We start from the raw sequence: 18863 nt of genomic DNA, 5'->3' as shown, positions 1-18863 counted from the left end.
CGGAGAAAGTAAGCATGAACATATCGTTGCACGGAAAGCGCGCGATCGTCAGTGGTTCCACAGCCGGTATTGGTCTGGCTATTGCTTTCGGTCTGGCCGAGGCGGGTGCTGAAGTGGTCATCAACGGGCGCAGCGAGGAGAGGGTGCGCAAGGCTATCGAGCACATTCTGAGCCGACTGCCGGGTGCTCGGCTGATCGGTCTTGCAGCCGATCTGGGAACCGTGGAAGGCGCGCGGGAACTGTTCTCCAAAATCTTGAATGTCGACATCCTGGTGAACAACCTGGGGATCTTCGAGCCCAAGGGTTTCTTTGATATTACCGATGCTGACTGGCAGCGTTTTTTCGACGTCAACGTGATGAGCGCAGTGCGTCTGTCACGTCACTATGCGCCGGCCATGGCTGAACGTGGCTGGGGTCGGGTGTTGTTCCTGTCCAGTGAATCGGCGTTGCAGATTCCGGCTGAAATGGTCCATTACGGCACCACCAAAACCGCGCTGCTGGCAATCTCTCGTGGTCTGGCGGAAACGCTGGCCGGCACCGGTGTGACGGTCAACGCGGTACTGCCGGGACCAACGCGTTCTGAAGGTGTCGGCGGTTTCTTCGCGCAGATGGCCGAAGAACAAGGCGTGCCGTCTGAGCAGCTGGAGAAGAGCTTCATCGCGCAACATCGCGCAAGCTCGCTGATCAAGCGTTTGGCGACGACTGAAGAAGTGGCGAATCTGGTGGTCTATCTGGCGTCGCTTCAAGCCAGCGCAACCACCGGTGCGGCGATGCGTGTCGATGGTGGCGTGGTTCGCTCCATCGCCTGATGCAGAGGGTGACCGTTGAAGGTCACTGGAGGCAAGAAGGCATGGGCGGTGACCTCCGCCGCGTGGATGTATTCGTTGATCCACGCGGTGAAGGTTTCACGATCGCGGGCAATCGGGTCCCAGGCCTGATAGAAGCGGTTGTCGCGCTCGTTGTAATCGTGGGCGTAGGAAGGATGCGCTCCGCCCGGTACGTGGCAAACCGCGCTCAGGGCCCAGCTCGGCAATACACAGGAGTTCATCGGTGCATTGCGGTCGTCGACGATTTCCTTATCCAAGCCTAATGACATTGCTCTCATATCTAATGAACACCGAGGTGGCCTGCGGAGGGGCTTGCATTTCAACTGACAGATCAGCGGCATCTACGTAGAACTACGCAGATGCCGCGTACGTAGTAACGCGGATTTATTTGTCGACAACATGCGCAGATATTGGGCTGGCTCCGCACAGCGGACACAATTATAAAAATTACCGCCGCAGCCATGGCTGTCGGCAGGAGACACGCTATGCCCCGTCTGGCTAAACACCTCGCCTGGTTTGCCGTGGCTGTCCTGGGAGCGTTTGCGCTGAGTGTCGTGGCCCTGCGCCGCGGCGAAGCCATCAACGCCCTCTGGATCGTAGTCGCAGCAGTCGCTATCTACCTTGTCGCATACCGCTATTACAGCCTGTTCATCGCCACCAAGGTGATGCAACTCGATCCCAATCGAGCCACTCCCGCCGTACTTAACAATGATGGTCTGGACTACGTGCCGACCAACAAACACGTGCTGTTCGGTCACCACTTCGCGGCCATCGCCGGCGCGGGGCCGCTGGTCGGTCCGGTATTGGCGGCGCAGATGGGCTACCTGCCCGGTACGCTGTGGCTGATTGCCGGGGTGGTGCTGGCCGGTGCGGTGCAGGACTTCATGGTCCTGTTCATGTCCACCCGCCGCAACGGCCGTTCCCTGGGCGATATGGTCCGTGAAGAAATGGGCCGCATCCCCGGGACCATCGCGCTGTTCGGTTGCTTCCTGATCATGATCATTATCCTCGCAGTGCTGGCGCTGATCGTGGTCAAGGCCCTGGCCGAAAGCCCGTGGGGCATTTTCACGGTGATGGCGACCATCCCGATCGCGATGTTCATGGGCATTTACATGCGCTACATCCGCCCGGGTCGCATCGGTGAAATCTCGGTAATCGGCGTGGCGTTGCTGCTGGGTTCGATCTGGCTGGGCGGGCAGATTGCCGCTGACCCGGTGTGGGCCAAGGCGTTCAGCTTCACCGGGATTCAGATCACCTGGATGTTGATCGGCTACGGTTTCGTCGCGGCGGTACTGCCGGTGTGGCTGATTCTGGCGCCGCGTGATTACCTGTCGACCTTCCTCAAGATCGGCACCATCGTTGCGCTGGCGATCGGCATCCTGATCACCATGCCCGACCTGAAAATGCCGGCATTGACTCAATTCATCGACGGCACGGGGCCGGTGTGGAAGGGCGGTCTGTTCCCGTTCCTGTTCATCACCATCGCCTGTGGCGCGGTATCCGGTTTCCACGCACTGATTGCTTCCGGCACCACGCCGAAATTGCTCGCCAGCGAAGGCCATGCCCGTTACATCGGTTATGGCGGCATGCTGATGGAATCCTTCGTGGCGATCATGGCAATGGTTGCTGCTTCGGTGATCGAGCCAGGCGTGTACTTCGCCATGAACAGCCCGGCGGCCCTTGTCGGCGCGGATGCTGTTTCGGTGGCTCAGACCGTCAGCAGCTGGGGTTTTGCAATTACCCCGGAAGCGCTGCAAGCGGTGGCCAAGGACATCGGTGAAACCACCATCCTGGCCCGTGCCGGCGGTGCGCCGACCTTGGCGGTCGGTATTGCGCAGATCCTGCACCACGTGCTGCCGGGTGAAAACACCATGGCGTTCTGGTACCACTTCGCAATCCTGTTCGAAGCGCTGTTCATCCTGACCGCGGTCGACGCCGGTACCCGTGCCGGGCGTTTCATGCTGCAGGACTTGCTCGGCTCCTTTGTGCCGGCGCTCAAACGCACCGAATCCTGGACCGCCAACCTGATCGCCACCGCCGGTTGTGTGGCGATGTGGGGTTACCTGCTGTACCAAGGCGTGATCGACCCGCTGGGCGGGATCAACACCTTGTGGCCGTTGTTCGGCATCTCCAACCAGATGCTGGCGGGTATCGCGCTGATGCTGGCAACCGTTGTGCTGATCAAAATGAAACGCCAACGCTATGTCTGGGTGACCCTGCTGCCAGCCGTGTGGTTGCTGATCTGCACCACCACCGCAGGCTTCATCAAGCTGTTCGACGCCAACCCGGCCATCGGTTTCCTGGCGCTGGCCAAGAAGTACAGCGATGCCCTGGCCAACGGTCAGGTTCTGGCGCCGGCCAAGAGCATCGAGCAGATGCAGCACGTGATCTACAACGCCTACACCAATGCGACGCTGACTGTGCTGTTTTTGCTCGTGGTGTTCAGCATCCTGTTCTTTGCGCTCAAGGTCGGCATTGCCGCCTGGGGCACCAAGGAACGTACGGATAAAGAAGCGCCATTCCAGGCTCTGCCGGATGCTTGATGGAGGAGGGTGCCCATGTTCAATGACCTGAGTCGCCTTGGTAAATACCTCGGTCAGGCTGCACGCCTGATGGTTGGCATGCCTGACTACGACACTTACGTCGAGCATATGCAAACCAGACACCCGGACAAACCGGTGATGAGTTACGAGGTGTTCTTTCGCGAACGTCAGGAAGCCCGTTACGGTGGCAAGGCGGGACCGAAGTGCTGTTGACCCGCTGATATCGGGTTATCGGATGTAATGCGAGAGCAGGTCTGTATGGCAGCGGGCTTGCTCGCGAAAGAGGTGTGTCATTCAACATTAATGTCGACTGGCACGACCTTTTCGCGAGCAAGCCCGCTCCTGCATGGATTGTGCTTTAACTGACTGGCTCGGTTGATGACGCTGCCGCGCCTGCAACAGTTCGTCAATCACCCCCATGAAGGCCTCGACCAACAGGCTACGCCCCCGGGTTCGCGTGAGTATCAGCAGTTGCGCGCAGGCTTCGGGATCTGCCAGCGGCCGGTAGGTCACGCCCTTTTTCACCAGAGTCTGTGTGCACTGGGGCACCAGCGCAACACCTTGCCCGGCGGCCACTAACGCGATGATCGAAGTGATCTGTCGTCCGGACGGGCCTGGACGCAGGGGCAGGCCGCTGCGCCGGTACAATTGTTCAATCGACTCGTTGAGCCCCGAGCCGTAATCGACCGGAAACAAAATCAATGGGTGCGCGCTAAGCTGGGCCAGGGTGACCTCGGCTTGGCTGGCCAACGGGTTGTCGCTGGAAAGAGCGGCCACCAGCGGCTCCTCTCCCAGGGACAATGCCCGGACCTCTGTTTGCCCGCTTTGAAGCTGCAGTCGGCTCATGCCGATATCGATACGACCATCGACGACTTGCGACCACAGACTGCCAGACGCACCTTCCACCAGCGTCAGCTGAACTGCTGGAAAGCGTTGGGCAAAGGCTTGAATGGCCTGGCTGAACATGTCCGACAAAGCAATCGAACTGGCATAACCCAGTGCCAGTTGCCCGGCCGATCCCGCAGCCAATTTGCTGGCGATGACTTCGGTCAGGTCGGCCTGTTCCAGTACGGCGCGCGCGTAAGGCAGGAAATGTCGGCCTTGTGCAGTGAGCGACACCGTTCGGCTGGTGCGATCGAACAGGCGAAAACCGAGCTCTGCTTCCAGAGCCGAAATCTGCCGGGTCAACGGCGGCTGGGCGAGGTGCAGACGCAATGCTGCGCGACCAAAGTGCAGCTCTTGGGCGACCGTCAAAAAATAACGTAACTTGCGTAGATCAAGCATCGTAGGCCAAGCGTCCTGTTTCTTGGGTATTGATCGGTCCGAATTCGGTATTGGTCTTCGGCAACCTGCATATTCTATAAAGGCCTCGGGTCATAAAACGAGAGGCCTCATGAATTCGCGCCTGCATAGTGCTCGCGTCGCCCTGTTTCTGTGTGGTTGTGCGGCCTTCCTTAACTTGTATTCAACCCAGAGCATACTTCAGGAGTTTGCCCTGAGTTTTCAGGTGAGTGCCCGGCAAGCAGGATGGAGCATAACGGTGACCACCCTGGCGGTCGCCCTCACTGCGCCCTTTGTCAGCCGTCTTGCCGGTCGCTTTGAGCAACGCTCGGTGATTGTCTGCGCAGCACTGCTATTGGCGGTGCCGGCACTATTGACAGCCCATGCCGGCAGCTTTGCCGAGCTGTTGGTCTGGCGTTTTGTCGAAGGCATGTTGATTCCGGTGGTGTTCGCCACGAGCGTAGCCTACATCGGCGACCGCTGGAGCGGTGGCACGGTGACTGTCATCACCAGCCTCTATGTGGCCGGTACCGTGCTGGGCGGATTTGCCGGACGCTTCGTGACAGGGATCATGACCGAATATGTGGGCTGGCGAGAGGCCTTTGAACTGTTGGCGGCGATGAGTCTGTTCGTCGGCGTGGCCATCCACTTTTTGCTGCCGGCCAATCCAGTGTTGGCTGCCAGGGCTTCACCTATCCGTCTGCAAGCGCTTCGCGAACTGTGCAGCAAACCTTTGCTGGCGGCCTATGGCGTCGGTTTTTGTGTGCTGTTCTCGCAAGTGGCGACCTTCACTTACGCCGGTCTGTACCTCAGTCAGACACCGTTCAACCTCGGAGCCGCGGCCCTGGGGACGATCTATGCGGTGTTCCTGCTGGCATTGGTGGTGATTCCCATCGCCGGGCGCTTGAGCAAATTGCGGCCGCAATCCGAGTTGCTGGTGGGCGCAGTGGTGTTGGGAGTCAGTGGTTCGATCCTGACCCTGCTGCCGTCGCTGTGGCTGATCGTGCTGGGCCTGGCCCTGAGTTCGACCGGCGTGTTTCTGGCCCAGGCCTCTGCCAACGCCTTTATCACGGCCACGGCCCGACATGACAAGGCCGGGGCAGTGGGGCTGTACCTGACGGGTTATTACCTGGGGGGCAGCTTCGGCGCCATCGTCCCCGCGATGATCTGGAGTCGCTGGGGCTGGCAGGGCTGCGTGGTGCTGATCATCGGCTTTCAGTTGTTGTCGCTGTTGATCGCCTTGACCGGCTGGAAACCCCTCAAACCCGATACGCCGGTCGCGCACGACCGTAACGGTTCCGAGCGAACCGGTGAACCTGCCTGATTCATCATCCAATAAAGGAATATGTGAGATGACCATGAGTAACGTAATGACCCGACAGAGCCAGTTGTTGAAAATCGTCGAACCGGTGTTGAACGACATGCCTGCCAGTGTCTTGAAACATGCACTGTTCGAGGCGTTCTGGAGCGAAGAGGGTGCGCTTGTGGACATCGAAAGTGCCTTCGAGACACTCACCGCGCGTCGCCATTCGCCGGTGGCCTTGCGCAAGTTTTTCGCCAGTTGGTCCAAGACCAACAACTCGGCCGCCAGCGTCTCGGGCCTGGCCAACCGCATTACTTTACTGGCGCGCTCAGAGCAGGGCTCCGAGGCCGCCGAGAGGCTCTATCGGGCCTGCGGCAGTCTGCAACGGATTACCGATGAGGACTTGGGCGCGCTGGGCAATACCTTGCACTCGGACCTGTTCTACAACATGGCCACGCCTCTGTGCGGCGATGACCTGTGGCTGTTGAAAGAAAACTGCCTGCCTTCGGCCCAGTCCTTCAAAGACTGGACTGACGCTCGCCGCCTGCGCGATCGCGATTTGTTGCAAGGCTTGCTGACCACTTTGATCCATGAGGTGTATACCCATGGCGAAGTGGAGTTTATCCATCCGCTGTACAAACAGTGGTTTGTCCGCGACATGGGCGTGCCAGCGGAAAAGGCCCGCGCTACAGTCGCCTGGGTCACCGTGCATACCGGTGGGACCGAGAGCAATCATTTCGCCCATGCCGTAGCGGCCGTGAACGAATTTGTCGATGCGATGCAGATTGCTGTCGACCAGGAAACCGCCCGGGAGATTTTCGCCGACTACCTGCGTCGCAAATCCGGCGTGATGAAGGATTGCGCGCAACTGTTGCAGTAATGGTGGAGCGATGAACGATCTGAAAGACGAAGTATCGTCCTTGCAAGAGTCGCAATTGGCTGATGCTTCTGTACGTCGCCGATCCCTGGTGGCTGGCTGTGGCGCCCACGCCGTGCATGATGGTCTGACCGACGTTATCTATGTGCTGTTACCGATCTGGCAGGCGCAGTTCGCCATGAGCTACGCCCAGATCGGCCTGTTGCGCGGCGCTTACTCCGGGATGATGGCCGGTTTCCAGCTATTGGCGAGCCGGGCCGCCAGGCGATGGGGGCGAGAGAGCATGCTGGTGGGCGGGACCGCACTCGCGGGGCTGGCTTACTTGCTGGCGGGGCAGGCAGGCGGTTTGACGGTGCTGTTGTTGGCGCTGTTGTTGGGCGGATTGGGCGCGAGTACCCAACATCCGCTGGCGTCTTCGTTGATCACCGATACTCACGAGGCGGGCGGGGGCGTCAAGCAAGCGTTGTCGCAGTACAACTTTTTCGGGGACATCGGCAAAACGCTGATACCGGGGTTGGTCGGCCTGTTGCTGACAGTCATCAGCTGGCGGGCGAGTGTCACGCTGATGGGCCTGCTCGGTCTGGCCGCAGCCGGCCTGCTGTGGTGGCTGATCCCGGCGCGCGCCGTTTCCTCGTCCGGTCAGGGCAAGTCCTCCAGGGTAATCATGGGAAATGGCTCCGCCAGCGGGCTGCGCGCGCTGATCGTGACCGGCACACTGGACAGTGCGGTGCGAATGGGGTTTCTCACCTTCTTGCCGTTCCTGCTGAAAGAGAAGGGGGCCGGGACGGCGGGTATAGGCCTGGCGCTGACGATGTTGTTCGTGGGCGGTGCGTTCGGCAAGTTGCTGTGCGGCTACTTGGGTGCACGCATCGGCATGATGAAAACCGTGTGGCTGACCGAGTTCTCCACCGCGATGTTGATCATCATGGCCGTGTACCTGCCGATTTTCGGCCTGATGGCGATGTTGCCGCTGCTGGGTCTGGCGTTGAACGGAACATCATCGGTGTTGTATGGCGCCGTGCCGGATCTGGCCAGCCCTGGCAAGCGAGAGCATGCCTTCGCCGTGTTCTATACCGGCACCATCGGTGGGGGAGCGCTGGCGCCAGTGTTGTTTGGCGGCCTCGGCGACGTCACTGGCGATGAGAGATGTCGCGGATGGAATACTGCTCAATGGTCGAACGCTGGAGATGGAACCTCGTTGCCTCGGGATCGATGAAATACTCGATTTGGTGCCTGGCACCCGATAGTTAAGGGGCTGCCTTCTGATGGATAAAGTGGAAACTAACGGGGGAGGCTGGATCCCCTGATGCAGGACCAAATGTCTTGGCTCTAATCAACAACTATACTAAATGACTGTTTAGTATAGTTATAGTCTATCGACAAAACAAATCTAATAGGCATAGTGTTTTTAAGGGAGGGCATCTGCATGACCAACAGTGAATTCGATACTCAAATCCCCAACGCTGAAGCAGTGATCGCCGCATTGGCTCTGGAGCCTCACATGGAAGGCGGTTTCTACCGAAGAAGCTTTCAATCCAATCACCACGCTATGGTCGAGATCAATGGTGGTCAACGTCACCTGATGACTTCAATTTATTACTTGCTGACCAAGGATTCGCCGATCGGTCATTTCCACCTGAATCAATCGGACATCGTTCATTACTACCATTTGGGAAACCCGATTCAGTACAGCCTGATCTTTCCAGACGGCACGTTGAAAACTGTGGTGATGGGCAGCGACATTATCGCCGGGCAATGTTTGCAGATGCATGTACCTGGTGGCGTCTGGAAAGCTTCGCAGCTTATGAATGGTTCAGCGAAATACGGTTTGATCAGTGAAGCGGTTTCACCAGGGTTTGATTTTGCAGATATGGAGATGGGCAACCGGCAGAAGCTCAGAGCGCAGTTTCCCGAGCATTCGGAGCTGATTGGGAAGCTGACGCAAGGATGAGGAGGTTTGGGGGAATTGAGGGCTGCAAAATCTGCGTGCAACCAGGCTAATCTTGAAACAAGATGTTACGTGTAATGTATATTATGTTAAACGATGTGTCGGAGCTGAAAAAATCCTTAATAAAAATATTCTCTATTCCAGTACCCGGAAGCAAACATCCAAATTTCTGTGAAGTAATTGTCCAAATCGGGGAATCCTACCCGCCTTTGGATATTTACTTCCCAAAGGCAGCCGTCAGATAGCCAGGAAAGACTCTGCGCTGGAAGAACGCGGAAGCAAATCTTTGTCTAAACTCGGAAGGAAATCCAAGATAGCGTACTTCCAAGCGATTCCCGGGAAATAGCATATGGATTCTAGCCGTAATCCTTTTGCACCAAGCACAGGAAAGAGAGCTCCTGAATTTGCAGGGCGTGATGAAGTCCTCAATCTTGTGAGAGTTTCCTGCGGCCGGGCCATTGCTGGACGGAGCGCCCGGTCGATCATGTTCCTCGGATTAAGAGGAACTGGAAAGATGGATGAAGGTCTTACGGAAGCAAATCCCTTCCGTGCCATCAAGCAGAAGTCGATCTATAAGCAGCGAAACACGCTGGACGTGGCGTCTCGGTCCTTGACCGAGTTGCAATGGAGTTTCGTGATTGATACTGCGGAACTGATGGCTGACGATGATCCAGCCCATGAGCGGACGCTGTTTGTCGTGGCGACGCTCTTTGCTATGTACCTCCGTGTGTCTGACCTGATCGGCCGTGATAACTGGCGGCCAACAATGGGAGATTTGCGGCGGGATACAACGGGCAATTGGTGGTTCCACGTCGTCGGCAAAGGTAACAAAGCGGCCAAGATCAGTGTGAGAGACGAGTACGTCGAGCGCTATCTCGTGAGATATCGCCACTTTCTAAAAGCTCTCTCCCCTGCCCTCACCACAGGAACAAACGCCACGGATTACCACACTGAAAGGCCGCGGTGGGCTATCGGACCTACATGTAGGGTCGCTTCTTCAAGCAGTGTTTGATCGCGCTTTGCAGCGCATGCAGAGTGAAGGTTGGAGTGAGGATGAGATTGACCAACTTCGCTCTGCCTCGCTCCACTGGCTACGGCACACAGCAGCCACATTCGACGCGCCGCTTCGCGGTATGAAAGACCTTCAAGCCGATCTGCGTCATAACAGCCTGAGCACAACGCAAAACACCTACTACAACAGTCTGGACGAGCAACGAGCCAGATCAGTAAAAGGACTAAAGATGCGAAAGTAATTCTTGGATCCGGGCAGAGTCGCGGTCGATCATGCCCCTAGCGAAAGCTTTACCTCTCACCGGTACTTGATCTCTACAGCGGCGAAATCATCGCGACATAGTCGGTGCGATGCTACGCAAGCTTTTGAGCGGTTGCGACCGCGCGATAAACCAATCCTGCATTCCTAGCAGGGATGGCAGTACCGGATGCCTCCGCGTAACGAACACGCAATAAAACCAAGCATGTTCTGCAAATGAAATTACTATGACAATTGTTAGAAATCTTTTTTCGGACATAGTGACTCCTCCCTCGCCAGGCGTTTTATTTCTTGCCGGCCTTTTAATTCGGCCAAGAAATAGCCAGCCACCTGTTCGGTTCCCTAGCAACGAGATACGGTAGAGTTGGAGGCGACCGCAAGACGGATGCACAGCGAAAGCGCGTCGCGAAACTCGAAATTGCCAACCCATGACAATCGGGTAGCACGATGAAAAAAAAGTCACCACCTGAGCATCACCTTCAACTCCGGGTACGCGAACTTGCGCAGTTGTTTAACTCTATGGATCCGACACCTTTCCTTAACAAGGATCTCGATCGTGAAGCGGAAGCGTTCATCGAGACCTGGGCGGCGGAATTCAAGTCGGACAGCCGGCTCAGGATTACAATTCATCTTGAGCATATGCCTGCAGAAGGCGAGCCAAGCGCGATCATGCTCGAGGCAATCCACAATTACTTTGATCGTAAGGCAGGTCTCGTACGCGGTGAGTTGAAGCATCTCCTTCGGGACGGCCGTATTAGCCTATTGATCGGCATCTCCTTTGTGATCCTGTGCCTGAGCTTAGCTGATGTCATTGGTCAATTTGGCACTGGCGCTTTCGTCAACATAGCGCGCGAAAGCCTGATAATCGGTGGCTGGGTGGCAATGTGGCGACCGCTGCAGATTTTTCTATACGACTGGTGGCCGCTTTTACGATCGATTCGCATCTACAAGGCCATAAGCCAAGCCCATGTTCGAGTGGTGCAAAGTAAATAGTGTCTACGCAAGCTGTAATTCGATCTCGGCTCATTCATGTGTGCGGAAGTCCGCTTTTATTACGTCTTGTAGTCTTCAGCTCACCTGTTTCTGCCAAGCGTCAAACGATCATCCCAACCTTTGCCAATCCGGAAAACTTCTGCATGGCATCCAGCAAGGCCTCACGAAAATGGCCCTTGATGCCCGATCACAGAGGATGTGAACGGGTTCATCATCAGCCAGCTACAGCCCTGTGCCATGCATGGTTATGCGTCCCTCAGGAAAGGAGAAGCTCAGTGAGTAAGAATTGGAGGCCCAACCGCGCTGTCGAGCATATCGGTAAGAAAATATCTGATTTGAAAGACATCACTGTCAAAAACTATGCACGCGACATGTCCTGTCATTGTCACTTTAAAAACAGAAAAATCAGCTTAAAAAATTAGCTCGTAAAATGTCGGAATAAACGGTGGCGACAATCAGTCTCTGGTTCTCGACGAACAGCCAGGCTCGTGGTCGGACGGTGGTCGCGCATCTGGGTAGCGGCGCCAGCCTATGCGGCATGCGAGATTTGAAAAGCGTCGCCACCACCATGGGTTTCTCAGCGCTGGATGGCTTGATGATGGGTACCCGGTGCGGGGCGATGGACCCTGGCGCGGTGATTTTCCTGATGGGAATCTGGAAGTTGAACCTGGAGCAGGTTAGCCACGTCCTGTATCACGAATCTGGGCTGCTTGGGGTTTCCGGCATTTCCAGCGACCCGCGCGTATTGCTCGAAGTCGAAGCTGCCGAACCACGCGCAGCCATGGCCCTTGCGTTGTACTTGCGCCGTTTCATCCACGAAGCCGGTGCCCTTGTTGCGATCCTGGGAGGCCTGGACATGCTGGTGTTCACCGCAGGTATTGGTGAACATAACGCGGCAATTCGCTCCCGGATGTGCGCGGGCCTGCATTATCTGGGCATCGAACTGGACGAACCGCCAATCTGGCCAATGCCGCCGTGATCTCGACCCCGGCCAGCCGAGTCAAGGTGATGGTCGAACCTACAAACGAAGAATGGGTCATAGCGCTCGCCGCCCACAGACTGACCGAACAAAATCGATGAAGCCAGCTCTGAGCTAATCTTTCGAATCAAACCATGACAAAACACAGTTTTCTATTTTTGGATACCAGTTGAATGGGCATAACTGGCTGATTTTTCTGGCCTTGAACGTCTGCCCTATGAATGAGGAATCATCATGAACGATTTAAAGTTGCGCCGAGATATTCTCGATGAGCTTGAGTTTCAACCCCACATTGATGCTGCGGCTATAGGTGTCGCTGTAGAAAACGGGGTTGTCAGCCTCACCGGACATGTCCGGACCTACGCTGAAAAAATCGCGGCCGAACGCGCTGTAAAGCGCGTTAAAGGCGTACATGCTGTTGCCGAAGAAATCGAAGTTCGGATACCAGGCGATGCTGATGTCGCAGATGACGTCATAGCGTCCCGCTGCATGGACATCATCCAATGGAATGTTGACATTCCAGAAGACCAGATACAGGTCAAGGTTCAGCAAGGATGGGTCACGCTTGAAGGTGAAGTGGAGTGGCAATATCAAAAAGAAGACGCTGAAAGGGCTATGTGTAAGCTGGCAGGGGTCGTCGGCATCAACAATCTGTTGATCGTCAAACCCAAGGTCAGTCTGGAAGATGTCAAACGCCGCATAGAAAATGCGATGGCGCGAAATGCAGAGCTGGATACCAGCCACATCCGCGTTACGGTGGAGGGAACGACGGTAAAACTCGAAGGCTGCGTTCATCTGTGGCGAGAGCGGAAGGCTACTGAACATGCGGCTTGGGCGGTCCCGGGGGTGATGCATGTGGAAAACCACATACTCATCGCCTGATCCGACCTGAAACGTTGATCATTCAGTGCTACAGAAGCGTCGGTTTTCAACTCCCCCGCCTCGCATCATTCTGTCAATGTCTGCACTGCACTTGCACTGTCGATAGCACGGGCTCAAAACTGGCCTCATAACGCCTATTGTTGGTGCAACCTAGGTGCGCTACTTATGCTGACAGTGCGCGCCGACTTCGCCGCGATAGCAGCTTCTGGATGTTCGAGGCACCCTATGTTTTCGATTACGTTAATCAATACGCTGGTGGTGATTGTCACAGTGGTGATCCACTACGAATGCCTGTTGCGCCTGAACGATTGGCTGCCCAGGCTCAAACTCTGGAGCCGCTTCAGGATCGTAGTTGGGGTGTTCGGCGCGATGCTGGCCCATGCGATAGAAGTCTGGTGTTTCGCACTGGTCTATTACCTGCTGGTCCGCTCCGGTGAATGGGGCAGCCTGAGCGGCAATTTCGATGGCTCGTTCATGGACTGCGTGTACTTTTCCTTCACCACTTTTACCACCATCGGTTTTGGCGATATTTCACCCATGGGTCAACTCAAGTACCTGACCGGATTGCAGGCACTGACCGGCCTGGTACTGATCTCCTGGACGGCTTCGTTTCTGTTTCTGGAGATGCAGAAGTACTGGAAGAGCAAATAGCACCCGGCTGCCTCGACACCTTGCCTGCATCAACCGCTTCTATGAGGTAAAACTTGTGTTCCTGCATCATGACATCCCTCCGCCAAGGCCTCGGATAAACCAGGGGATGCGCAGATTCTGGGAGTCTGCACCACGCTAGCGTTGATCTACATCAAGCTCTTACGCCGCCCGTCCGGCTCTATGCTGGCTTGAACAACTGCCAAGCCCCCCACTCGTCGATGCTCCCGATAGAGCACCCGAGTGAGTCCATTATCCGAACTATGCTTAAATCCTCTGTTAAGGGCCTTTACCATGCCTGAAACCCGGCCATACCAACATCATTATCTGAAGGCCGCATGCTCCAATTGCAGCGTCTTGGAGTTGTGCCTGCCGATCGGCTTGACCGGCCAGGAGGTCGAGCGGCTGGATACCCTGATCGTTCAGCGGGTAAAGATTAAAAAAGGTGCCGCCCTGTACCGGGCCGGTGATCCGTTGCGCTCGCTGTATGCGGTACGCATCGGTTCATTCAAGACCAGCATGCTGTCGGTCGACGGCCGCGAGCAGGTGACCGGTTTTCAGATACCCGGCGAGATGCTCGGTCTGGATGCCATCAGCGACGATCGGCACGCCTGCAGTGCCTTTGCCCTTGAGGACAGCGAAGTCTGCCCCCTGCACTACATCCAACTGGAGAAACTCGCCCAGGAACTGCCCTCACTGCAACACAACTTGAACAAGCTCCTGAGCCGGGAAATCGTGCGTGATCACAGCCTGCTCATGATGATGGGCAACATGAACTCCGATGAACGCCTGGCAGCCTTCCTGCTGAACCTATCGCAACGGCTGAGCATTCGCGGGTACTCGTCTAGAGACTTTGTGCTGAAGATGCGCCGTGAAGAGATCGGCTCGTATCTGGGCCTGCGCCTGGAAACCATCTGCCGGGGCATCGCTCATCTGCGGGATCAGGGGTTGGTCGAGATTGCCGGGCGTAACGTCAAAGTCCTGAATCTGGACGGGCTCAAGCAACTGGTCGCCGGCTGTCACCGGCAGTCACCCCTCTGACGCCCTACGGTGCACAGGCTTTTGGAGAGTCGTCATGCGCGCCATGGTTCTGCATGCCCCCGGTCAGCCGCTGCAACGGGAAGAGCGTGCCATCCCGACACCCGACGCACACCAACTGTTAATCAAAGTCCTGGCGTGTGGCGTGTGCCGCACTGATTTGCATCTGGTGGACGGTGAATTACCGCAAGCGGTGCTGCCGCGGGTGCCGGGCCATGAAATCGTCGGTGAGGTGACGGCGGTGGGTGCCGATGTGGCGCCCGGCTGGGTTGGCAGGCGCGTCGGCGTTCCCTGGCTTGGCTGGACGTGCGGTGAATGTACATTCTGCCGCTCGGGCCGCGAGAACCTCTGTGACCAGGCCCAGTTCACCGGCTGTCACCTGGATGGTGGTTATGCCGAGTACACCGTGGCCGACGCCCATTTCTGTTTCCCCATTCCGGACGCGCTCTCGGCCGCCGAAGCCGCACCGCTGCTGTGTGCCGGGCTGATCGGTTTTCGCGCATTGCAAATGGCCAAAGGGGCGCGTCATCTGGGCCTTTATGGCTTCGGCGCGGCGGCGCATCTGGCGATTCAGGTGGCGCGGGGCCGGGGGCAGCAGGTGTATGCCTTCACCCGCCCGGGCGACAACGAGGGCCAGGCCTATGCCCGAACCCTGGGCGCCGAATGGGCAGGCCCCTCGGATCAACCGCCGCCGCATCCGCTCGACGCCAGCCTGATCTTCGCCCCCGTCGGTGCGCTGGTGCCGTTGGCGCTGGAGGCCACCGTCAAGGGCGGCTGTGTGATTTGCGCGGGCATCCACATGAGCGACATCCCCAGCTTCCCTTATCGATTGCTGTGGGGCGAACGCAGCATCCGTTCGGTCGCCAACCTGACCCGCGAAGACGGCACGGCGTTTTTTGCAGAGCTGCGTCATACGCCCGTGCACAGCGACGTCACCTGTTTCGCCCTGGACGATGCCAACCAGGCGCTGGCAAGCCTGAGGGCCGGTCAGGTCAAAGGGGCGATCGTGCTCATCCCCTGACGAGCGACCCCGGCTGTTTGACCGCCAGAATACTGCCCGGCACCGAGTAAAGGGCCCGTTCCGTATTGCTGCCGATCAACCGATCGAACCCCACTCGATGCACGGTGCCCATCACCACCACATCGACCAGATACTCCTCGACAAACTCACTCAGCACCGGTACCGGCAGGCCCATGATGAAATGTCGGCGCTCTGGCGGCACGCCATAACGATCAGCCAGGGTGACAAACGCCTGATGCAGGGATTGCCGCAGCTCCTCCATGAAGTCCACATTCCACCCGCCGCTAGCCAGAGGCGCATCGCCATTGAAGGCCGGCGACAAGTCATACGCATACAGCAGATGCAGCGGTGCATCACATTGCAGGGCCAGTGCATTGGCCGATTGAATGATGGTGTCGTTGAGGCCACTGATTTGCGTCGAGGGGTCGAACGGGTCCACTGCCGCCACGATCCGGTGCGGCAAACCGTAACGGGCCTGATTGACCAGGTGCACCGGCACCCTGCATTCGCGCAGCAGGTGACAGTCCAGAGGGGTGATGAACACACGTTTGAGCAGCGGCTCCAACGTAGCGTCCTTGATCAGCAGGTCGGGTTTGAGTTCTTCGACGCACCTCAAGATGTCCAGTAATGGATGAGTGGTGAAGACCACCTCCACGCTTACTTTCAATCCCTCACCGCTGAGGCGCTGGATTTCTTCCGCCATCCAGCGGCGATAGCGGCGCAGATAGCGCTGGTACTCCGCCTCATCGGTTTTTTCCTCCCACAAATGGATGATCGGTGCCGGCTCGATAAACGCCCGCACATCCAGCGCCGCCCCGCTGGCCTTGGCGAGGGCAACGGCACGCAGCAAGGCTGGGGACTGGTAAAGGGTTCGGTCGGCGATCAGCAACACACGTTGATATTGACCCATCACACACCTCGATTCGGCACCGGTCCCAAGCGCCGGCATGTTCCCAGATTGCACTCGTTGCCCCCTGCCCCGGGTTGATTTACATCAGATACGCGCGTTTCAGCCTGCGTCTCACGAGTGTCTGATCCAGATCAGATTCAAGCGCCACCAGCGGCGTAAAAAGAAATGAACCGCGTGATTCGTTGCGACGCGCAAGCCCTTCAATCCAGAATGGAGAATTGCACCATGCTCACTGTTAAAGATCATAACGACAGAGCCGCAGCCGCTTACGCCGCCGTCACCGGACAGTACTGGATTGAAGGGCTCAGGGACGGCCGCCATGTGCTGATCCGACCGCTGGCGGAGAAAGACCGCGAACGTGAATACGCCTTTATCAAACGCCTGTCCCCGGAGTCGCGGCACATGCGCTTTCTGGCGCAAGTCAATGAGCCCGGCAAGGCCATGCTCGACCAGTTGATGGATGTCGACGGCAAGAAGCGAATGGCCTACATCGCCCTGATTCACGACAATGGCCAGCTGATTGAAATCGGTGTCAGCCGCTATGCCGCCACCGGCGACCATGAGTGTGAATGCGCCGTGACGGTTGCTGACGAGTACCAGCATCTGGGCCTGGGAACGGCGCTGATGGAGCACTTGATCAAGGCCGCGCGCAAGAACGGTTTTCGCCAGATGTATTCCGTCGACGCCGCCAGCAATGCCCCCATGCGTGATCTGGCCCAAGCCCTGGGCTTCGAGACCCGCCACGATCCCGATGACAGCCGTCAGGTCATTCACAGCCTCTATCTGTAAAAAAGCGTCCCTCGGCGTCATTGGATCCGCCGAGGGACATTTCAACTCAGGGCTGCAACAGCTGGCACCGGTCAGCTATTCGCTTTTTTTCACACACTGTCCGCCAGCAAAACACGAGGCTTACGAATAAATCTGGTGATCGCCATTTTGCAGCTAACGCAAAAATGGCTTGCCTTTACTAAAGAGAACCCATCAGTTCCACGCTGTCACGGTACTCCGGTACCGAGACCGACCAGCCCAGCTCCAGGCTGATGCGTCGGCGCAATACATCCGAGGCATTGGGTTCGCCATGCACCACATAGGTGTGTTTCGGTGGCTGCTTGAAGCCGCGCAGCCACGCCATGATTTCATCGGCGTCAGCGTGCGCAGACAGGGTTTGCATCGGCACTACTTCGGCCCGGATCGGCACGTCTTTGCCGTGAATACGTACCGACGGGGCGCCTGCGATGATTTGCGCGCCGCGGGTGCCGCCCGCCTGAAAGCCCGGCACCAGCAGCGTATTGATCGGGTTAGGCGCCAGCGCCTTGAGGTGGTGCAGCACCCGCCCGCCAGTGGCCATGCCGCTGGCGGCGATGATCACCGCCGGTGTACGCCGCTGGTCCAGGTCGATGGAGTCTCTGGTGGAGCGCACAAAACGCGTGACATGGCACATGCCTTCGCACTCTTCCAGCGATAACCGGTGTTCACTGCGAAAGCGCTGATACAAACGCGTGACGTCGGTGGCCATGGGGCTGTTGAGGTAGATCGGTAGGTCAGGAATCGCGTGTTTCTGTTGCAAGCGATACAGGTGGTACATCAGCAACTGCGCGCGACCGACCGCAAACGATGGCACCAGCGTGATGCCATGGCGCAGCGCGGTACGGGTGATGACTTCGGCCAGTTGATCCTCCGGGGATTCGTCGGGATGCCGACGGTCACCGTAAGTCGACTCCACCAGCAGATAATCGGCCTGCTCGATCGTCTCCGGGGCAAACATCAGTGGATCGTTCGGCCGCCCCAGATCCCCGGAGAACACAAGCGTGACGCCATCGGCGACGACTTCCACCGTCGCTGCGCCCAGAATATGCCCGGCACCGCGCAACAGAATACTCATTCCCGGAACAATATCGACCCGGTGGTGCAACTGCACCGGCCGCAGCAATTTCAACGCCCGCTCTGCGTCTTGTTCGGTATACAGCGGCAAGGCCGGAGAATGTTTGGAAAAGCCATGGCGATTGGCGAACTCGGCCTCCTCTTCCTGCAAGCGGCCGCTGTCGCGCAGCAGGACTTTCACCAGTTCACAGGTGGCAGGCGTGGCATACACCGGGCCGCGATAACCGTTGCGCACCAACACCGGCAGGTAGCCGCTGTGATCCAGATGAGCGTGGGTCAGCACAATGGCTTCGAGGTCGCGAACCGGCAGCTGGAACGGGTCCCAGTTGTGCAAGCGCAGTTGTTTATAGCCCTGGAACAGGCCGCAATCGATCAGCACATGCTGGTCGCGATGTTCCAGGAGGTACTTGCTGCCTGTAACCGTGCCCGCAGCACCGAGAAATGTCATTTGCATGGCCGTTT

The 18863-nt window shown here is 57.6% G+C and carries 16 protein-coding genes and 3 pseudogenes; 15 read left to right on the top strand and 4 right to left on the bottom strand.

The window, feature by feature from the left end; genetic code table 11:
- Positions 1-14 precede the first annotated feature (14 nt).
- Positions 15-809, top strand: coding sequence for an SDR family NAD(P)-dependent oxidoreductase (locus LOY56_RS12980; RefSeq protein WP_258622444.1), 795 nt, complete (start codon positions 15-17; stop codon positions 807-809).
- Positions 810-862: 53 nt separating this feature from the next.
- On the opposite strand, the pseudogene LOY56_RS12975 reads toward LOY56_RS12980, so the two are convergent.
- Positions 863-1078 (bottom strand): annotated as a pseudogene (locus tag LOY56_RS12975) (CoA transferase subunit A); the annotation flags it as partial.
- A 234-nt stretch (positions 1079-1312) separates the two neighbouring features.
- Between LOY56_RS12975 and LOY56_RS12970 the strand changes: the two are divergent.
- Together LOY56_RS12970 and LOY56_RS12965 are read left to right on the top strand one after the other, a co-directional pair.
- The gene (locus tag LOY56_RS12970) at positions 1313-3370 is read left to right on the top strand and encodes a carbon starvation CstA family protein (protein ID WP_258622442.1); all 2058 of its coding nucleotides are present in this window, start codon (positions 1313-1315) and stop codon (positions 3368-3370) included.
- A 15-nt stretch (positions 3371-3385) separates the two neighbouring features.
- A complete protein-coding gene (locus tag LOY56_RS12965) occupies positions 3386-3583 on the top strand; it encodes a YbdD/YjiX family protein (protein ID WP_258622440.1) in 198 nt (65 codons plus the stop codon).
- 87 nt (positions 3584-3670) lie between these two features.
- On the opposite strand, the gene LOY56_RS12960 is transcribed toward LOY56_RS12965, so the two are convergent.
- Positions 3671-4654: a LysR family transcriptional regulator gene (locus LOY56_RS12960; protein ID WP_258622438.1), complete on the bottom strand. Its 984-nt coding sequence runs from the start codon at positions 4652-4654 to the stop codon at positions 3671-3673.
- A 109-nt stretch (positions 4655-4763) separates the two neighbouring features.
- Between LOY56_RS12960 and LOY56_RS12955 the strand changes: the two genes are divergently transcribed.
- The 11 genes and pseudogenes from LOY56_RS12955 (at position 4764) to LOY56_RS12905 (ending at position 15610) form a co-directional block, all read left to right on the top strand.
- A complete protein-coding gene (locus LOY56_RS12955) occupies positions 4764-5975 on the top strand; it encodes an MFS transporter (RefSeq protein ID WP_258622436.1) in 1212 nt (403 codons plus the stop codon).
- Positions 5976-6009: 34 nt separating this feature from the next.
- The gene (locus tag LOY56_RS12950; RefSeq protein ID WP_258622434.1) at positions 6010-6834 is read left to right on the top strand and encodes a hypothetical protein; all 825 of its coding nucleotides are present in this window, start codon (positions 6010-6012) and stop codon (positions 6832-6834) included.
- A 10-nt stretch (positions 6835-6844) separates the two neighbouring features.
- On the top strand, positions 6845-8047 hold the full coding sequence (locus tag LOY56_RS12945; RefSeq protein WP_258622432.1) for an MFS transporter: 1203 nt from the start codon (positions 6845-6847) through the stop codon (positions 8045-8047).
- A gap of 210 nt (positions 8048-8257) precedes the next feature.
- Positions 8258-8782, top strand: a complete 525-nt coding sequence (locus tag LOY56_RS12940) for a cupin domain-containing protein (protein WP_258622430.1) — start codon at positions 8258-8260, stop codon at positions 8780-8782.
- Between the two features lie 511 nt (positions 8783-9293).
- A pseudogene (locus tag LOY56_RS12935) lies at positions 9294-10032 on the top strand (site-specific integrase); the annotation flags it as partial.
- Positions 10033-10496: 464 nt separating this feature from the next.
- Positions 10497-11042 (top strand): hypothetical protein, encoded by a 546-nt coding sequence (locus LOY56_RS12930; RefSeq protein ID WP_258622428.1) that lies wholly within the window; start codon positions 10497-10499, stop codon positions 11040-11042.
- Positions 11043-11580: 538 nt separating this feature from the next.
- Positions 11581-12122, top strand: a pseudogene (locus tag LOY56_RS12925) (hypothetical protein).
- Between the two features lie 133 nt (positions 12123-12255).
- Positions 12256-12903 carry a BON domain-containing protein gene (locus LOY56_RS12920; RefSeq protein WP_258622426.1) on the top strand — a complete coding sequence of 216 codons (648 nt, stop codon included), beginning with the start codon at positions 12256-12258 and terminating at the stop codon, positions 12901-12903.
- A gap of 225 nt (positions 12904-13128) precedes the next feature.
- Positions 13129-13554, top strand: a complete 426-nt coding sequence (locus LOY56_RS12915) for a potassium channel family protein (protein WP_258622424.1) — start codon at positions 13129-13131, stop codon at positions 13552-13554.
- A gap of 291 nt (positions 13555-13845) precedes the next feature.
- A complete protein-coding gene (locus tag LOY56_RS12910) occupies positions 13846-14592 on the top strand; it encodes a helix-turn-helix domain-containing protein (protein WP_258622423.1) in 747 nt (248 codons plus the stop codon).
- Between the two features lie 34 nt (positions 14593-14626).
- Positions 14627-15610, top strand: coding sequence for a zinc-dependent alcohol dehydrogenase family protein (locus LOY56_RS12905; protein WP_258622422.1), 984 nt, complete (start codon positions 14627-14629; stop codon positions 15608-15610).
- Here the strand turns inward: LOY56_RS12905 and LOY56_RS12900 are convergent.
- Complete coding sequence (locus LOY56_RS12900) at positions 15600-16520, bottom strand: universal stress protein (protein ID WP_258622420.1); 921 nt, start codon at positions 16518-16520, stop codon at positions 15600-15602. The two genes, LOY56_RS12905 and LOY56_RS12900, sit on opposite strands and share 11 nt — an antisense overlap.
- Before the next feature lie 225 nt (positions 16521-16745).
- Here LOY56_RS12900 and LOY56_RS12895 point away from each other — a divergent pair, with 225 nt between their 5' ends.
- The gene (locus LOY56_RS12895) at positions 16746-17309 is read left to right on the top strand and encodes a GNAT family N-acetyltransferase (protein WP_258622416.1); all 564 of its coding nucleotides are present in this window, start codon (positions 16746-16748) and stop codon (positions 17307-17309) included.
- Between the two features lie 178 nt (positions 17310-17487).
- Here LOY56_RS12895 and LOY56_RS12890 read toward each other — a convergent pair whose 3' ends face one another.
- Complete coding sequence (locus LOY56_RS12890) at positions 17488-18855, bottom strand: MBL fold metallo-hydrolase RNA specificity domain-containing protein (RefSeq protein ID WP_258622415.1); 1368 nt, start codon at positions 18853-18855, stop codon at positions 17488-17490.
- Positions 18856-18863: the final 8 nt, after the last annotated feature.

The organism is Pseudomonas sp. B21-048 (assembly GCF_024748615.1).
Classification (GTDB): Bacteria; Pseudomonadota; Gammaproteobacteria; order Pseudomonadales; family Pseudomonadaceae; genus Aquipseudomonas.
This window is presented reverse-complemented; position numbering and strand designations above follow the sequence as displayed.

What these genes read in the sequence shown, in the direction of transcription:
- LOY56_RS12945 (WP_258622432.1), top strand. Translation starts at nt 6,845, where the DNA reads ATGAACGATCTGAAAGACGAAGTATCGTCCTTGCAAGAGTCGCAATTG.
- LOY56_RS12900 (WP_258622420.1), bottom strand. Translation starts at nt 16,520, where the DNA reads ATGGGTCAATATCAACGTGTGTTGCTGATCGCCGACCGAACCCTTTAC.
- LOY56_RS12920 (WP_258622426.1), top strand. Translation starts at nt 12,256, where the DNA reads ATGAACGATTTAAAGTTGCGCCGAGATATTCTCGATGAGCTTGAGTTT.
- LOY56_RS12970 (WP_258622442.1), top strand. Translation starts at nt 1,313, where the DNA reads ATGCCCCGTCTGGCTAAACACCTCGCCTGGTTTGCCGTGGCTGTCCTG.
- LOY56_RS12955 (WP_258622436.1), top strand. Translation starts at nt 4,764, where the DNA reads ATGAATTCGCGCCTGCATAGTGCTCGCGTCGCCCTGTTTCTGTGTGGT.
- LOY56_RS12980 (WP_258622444.1), top strand. Translation starts at nt 15, where the DNA reads ATGAACATATCGTTGCACGGAAAGCGCGCGATCGTCAGTGGTTCCACA.
- LOY56_RS12940 (WP_258622430.1), top strand. Translation starts at nt 8,258, where the DNA reads ATGACCAACAGTGAATTCGATACTCAAATCCCCAACGCTGAAGCAGTG.
- LOY56_RS12950 (WP_258622434.1), top strand. Translation starts at nt 6,010, where the DNA reads ATGAGTAACGTAATGACCCGACAGAGCCAGTTGTTGAAAATCGTCGAA.
- LOY56_RS12965 (WP_258622440.1), top strand. Translation starts at nt 3,386, where the DNA reads ATGTTCAATGACCTGAGTCGCCTTGGTAAATACCTCGGTCAGGCTGCA.
- LOY56_RS12905 (WP_258622422.1), top strand. Translation starts at nt 14,627, where the DNA reads ATGCGCGCCATGGTTCTGCATGCCCCCGGTCAGCCGCTGCAACGGGAA.
- LOY56_RS12960 (WP_258622438.1), bottom strand. Translation starts at nt 4,654, where the DNA reads ATGCTTGATCTACGCAAGTTACGTTATTTTTTGACGGTCGCCCAAGAG.
- LOY56_RS12930 (WP_258622428.1), top strand. Translation starts at nt 10,497, where the DNA reads ATGAAAAAAAAGTCACCACCTGAGCATCACCTTCAACTCCGGGTACGC.
- LOY56_RS12895 (WP_258622416.1), top strand. Translation starts at nt 16,746, where the DNA reads ATGCTCACTGTTAAAGATCATAACGACAGAGCCGCAGCCGCTTACGCC.
- LOY56_RS12915 (WP_258622424.1), top strand. Translation starts at nt 13,129, where the DNA reads ATGTTTTCGATTACGTTAATCAATACGCTGGTGGTGATTGTCACAGTG.
- LOY56_RS12890 (WP_258622415.1), bottom strand. Translation starts at nt 18,855, where the DNA reads ATGCAAATGACATTTCTCGGTGCTGCGGGCACGGTTACAGGCAGCAAG.
- LOY56_RS12910 (WP_258622423.1), top strand. Translation starts at nt 13,846, where the DNA reads ATGCCTGAAACCCGGCCATACCAACATCATTATCTGAAGGCCGCATGC.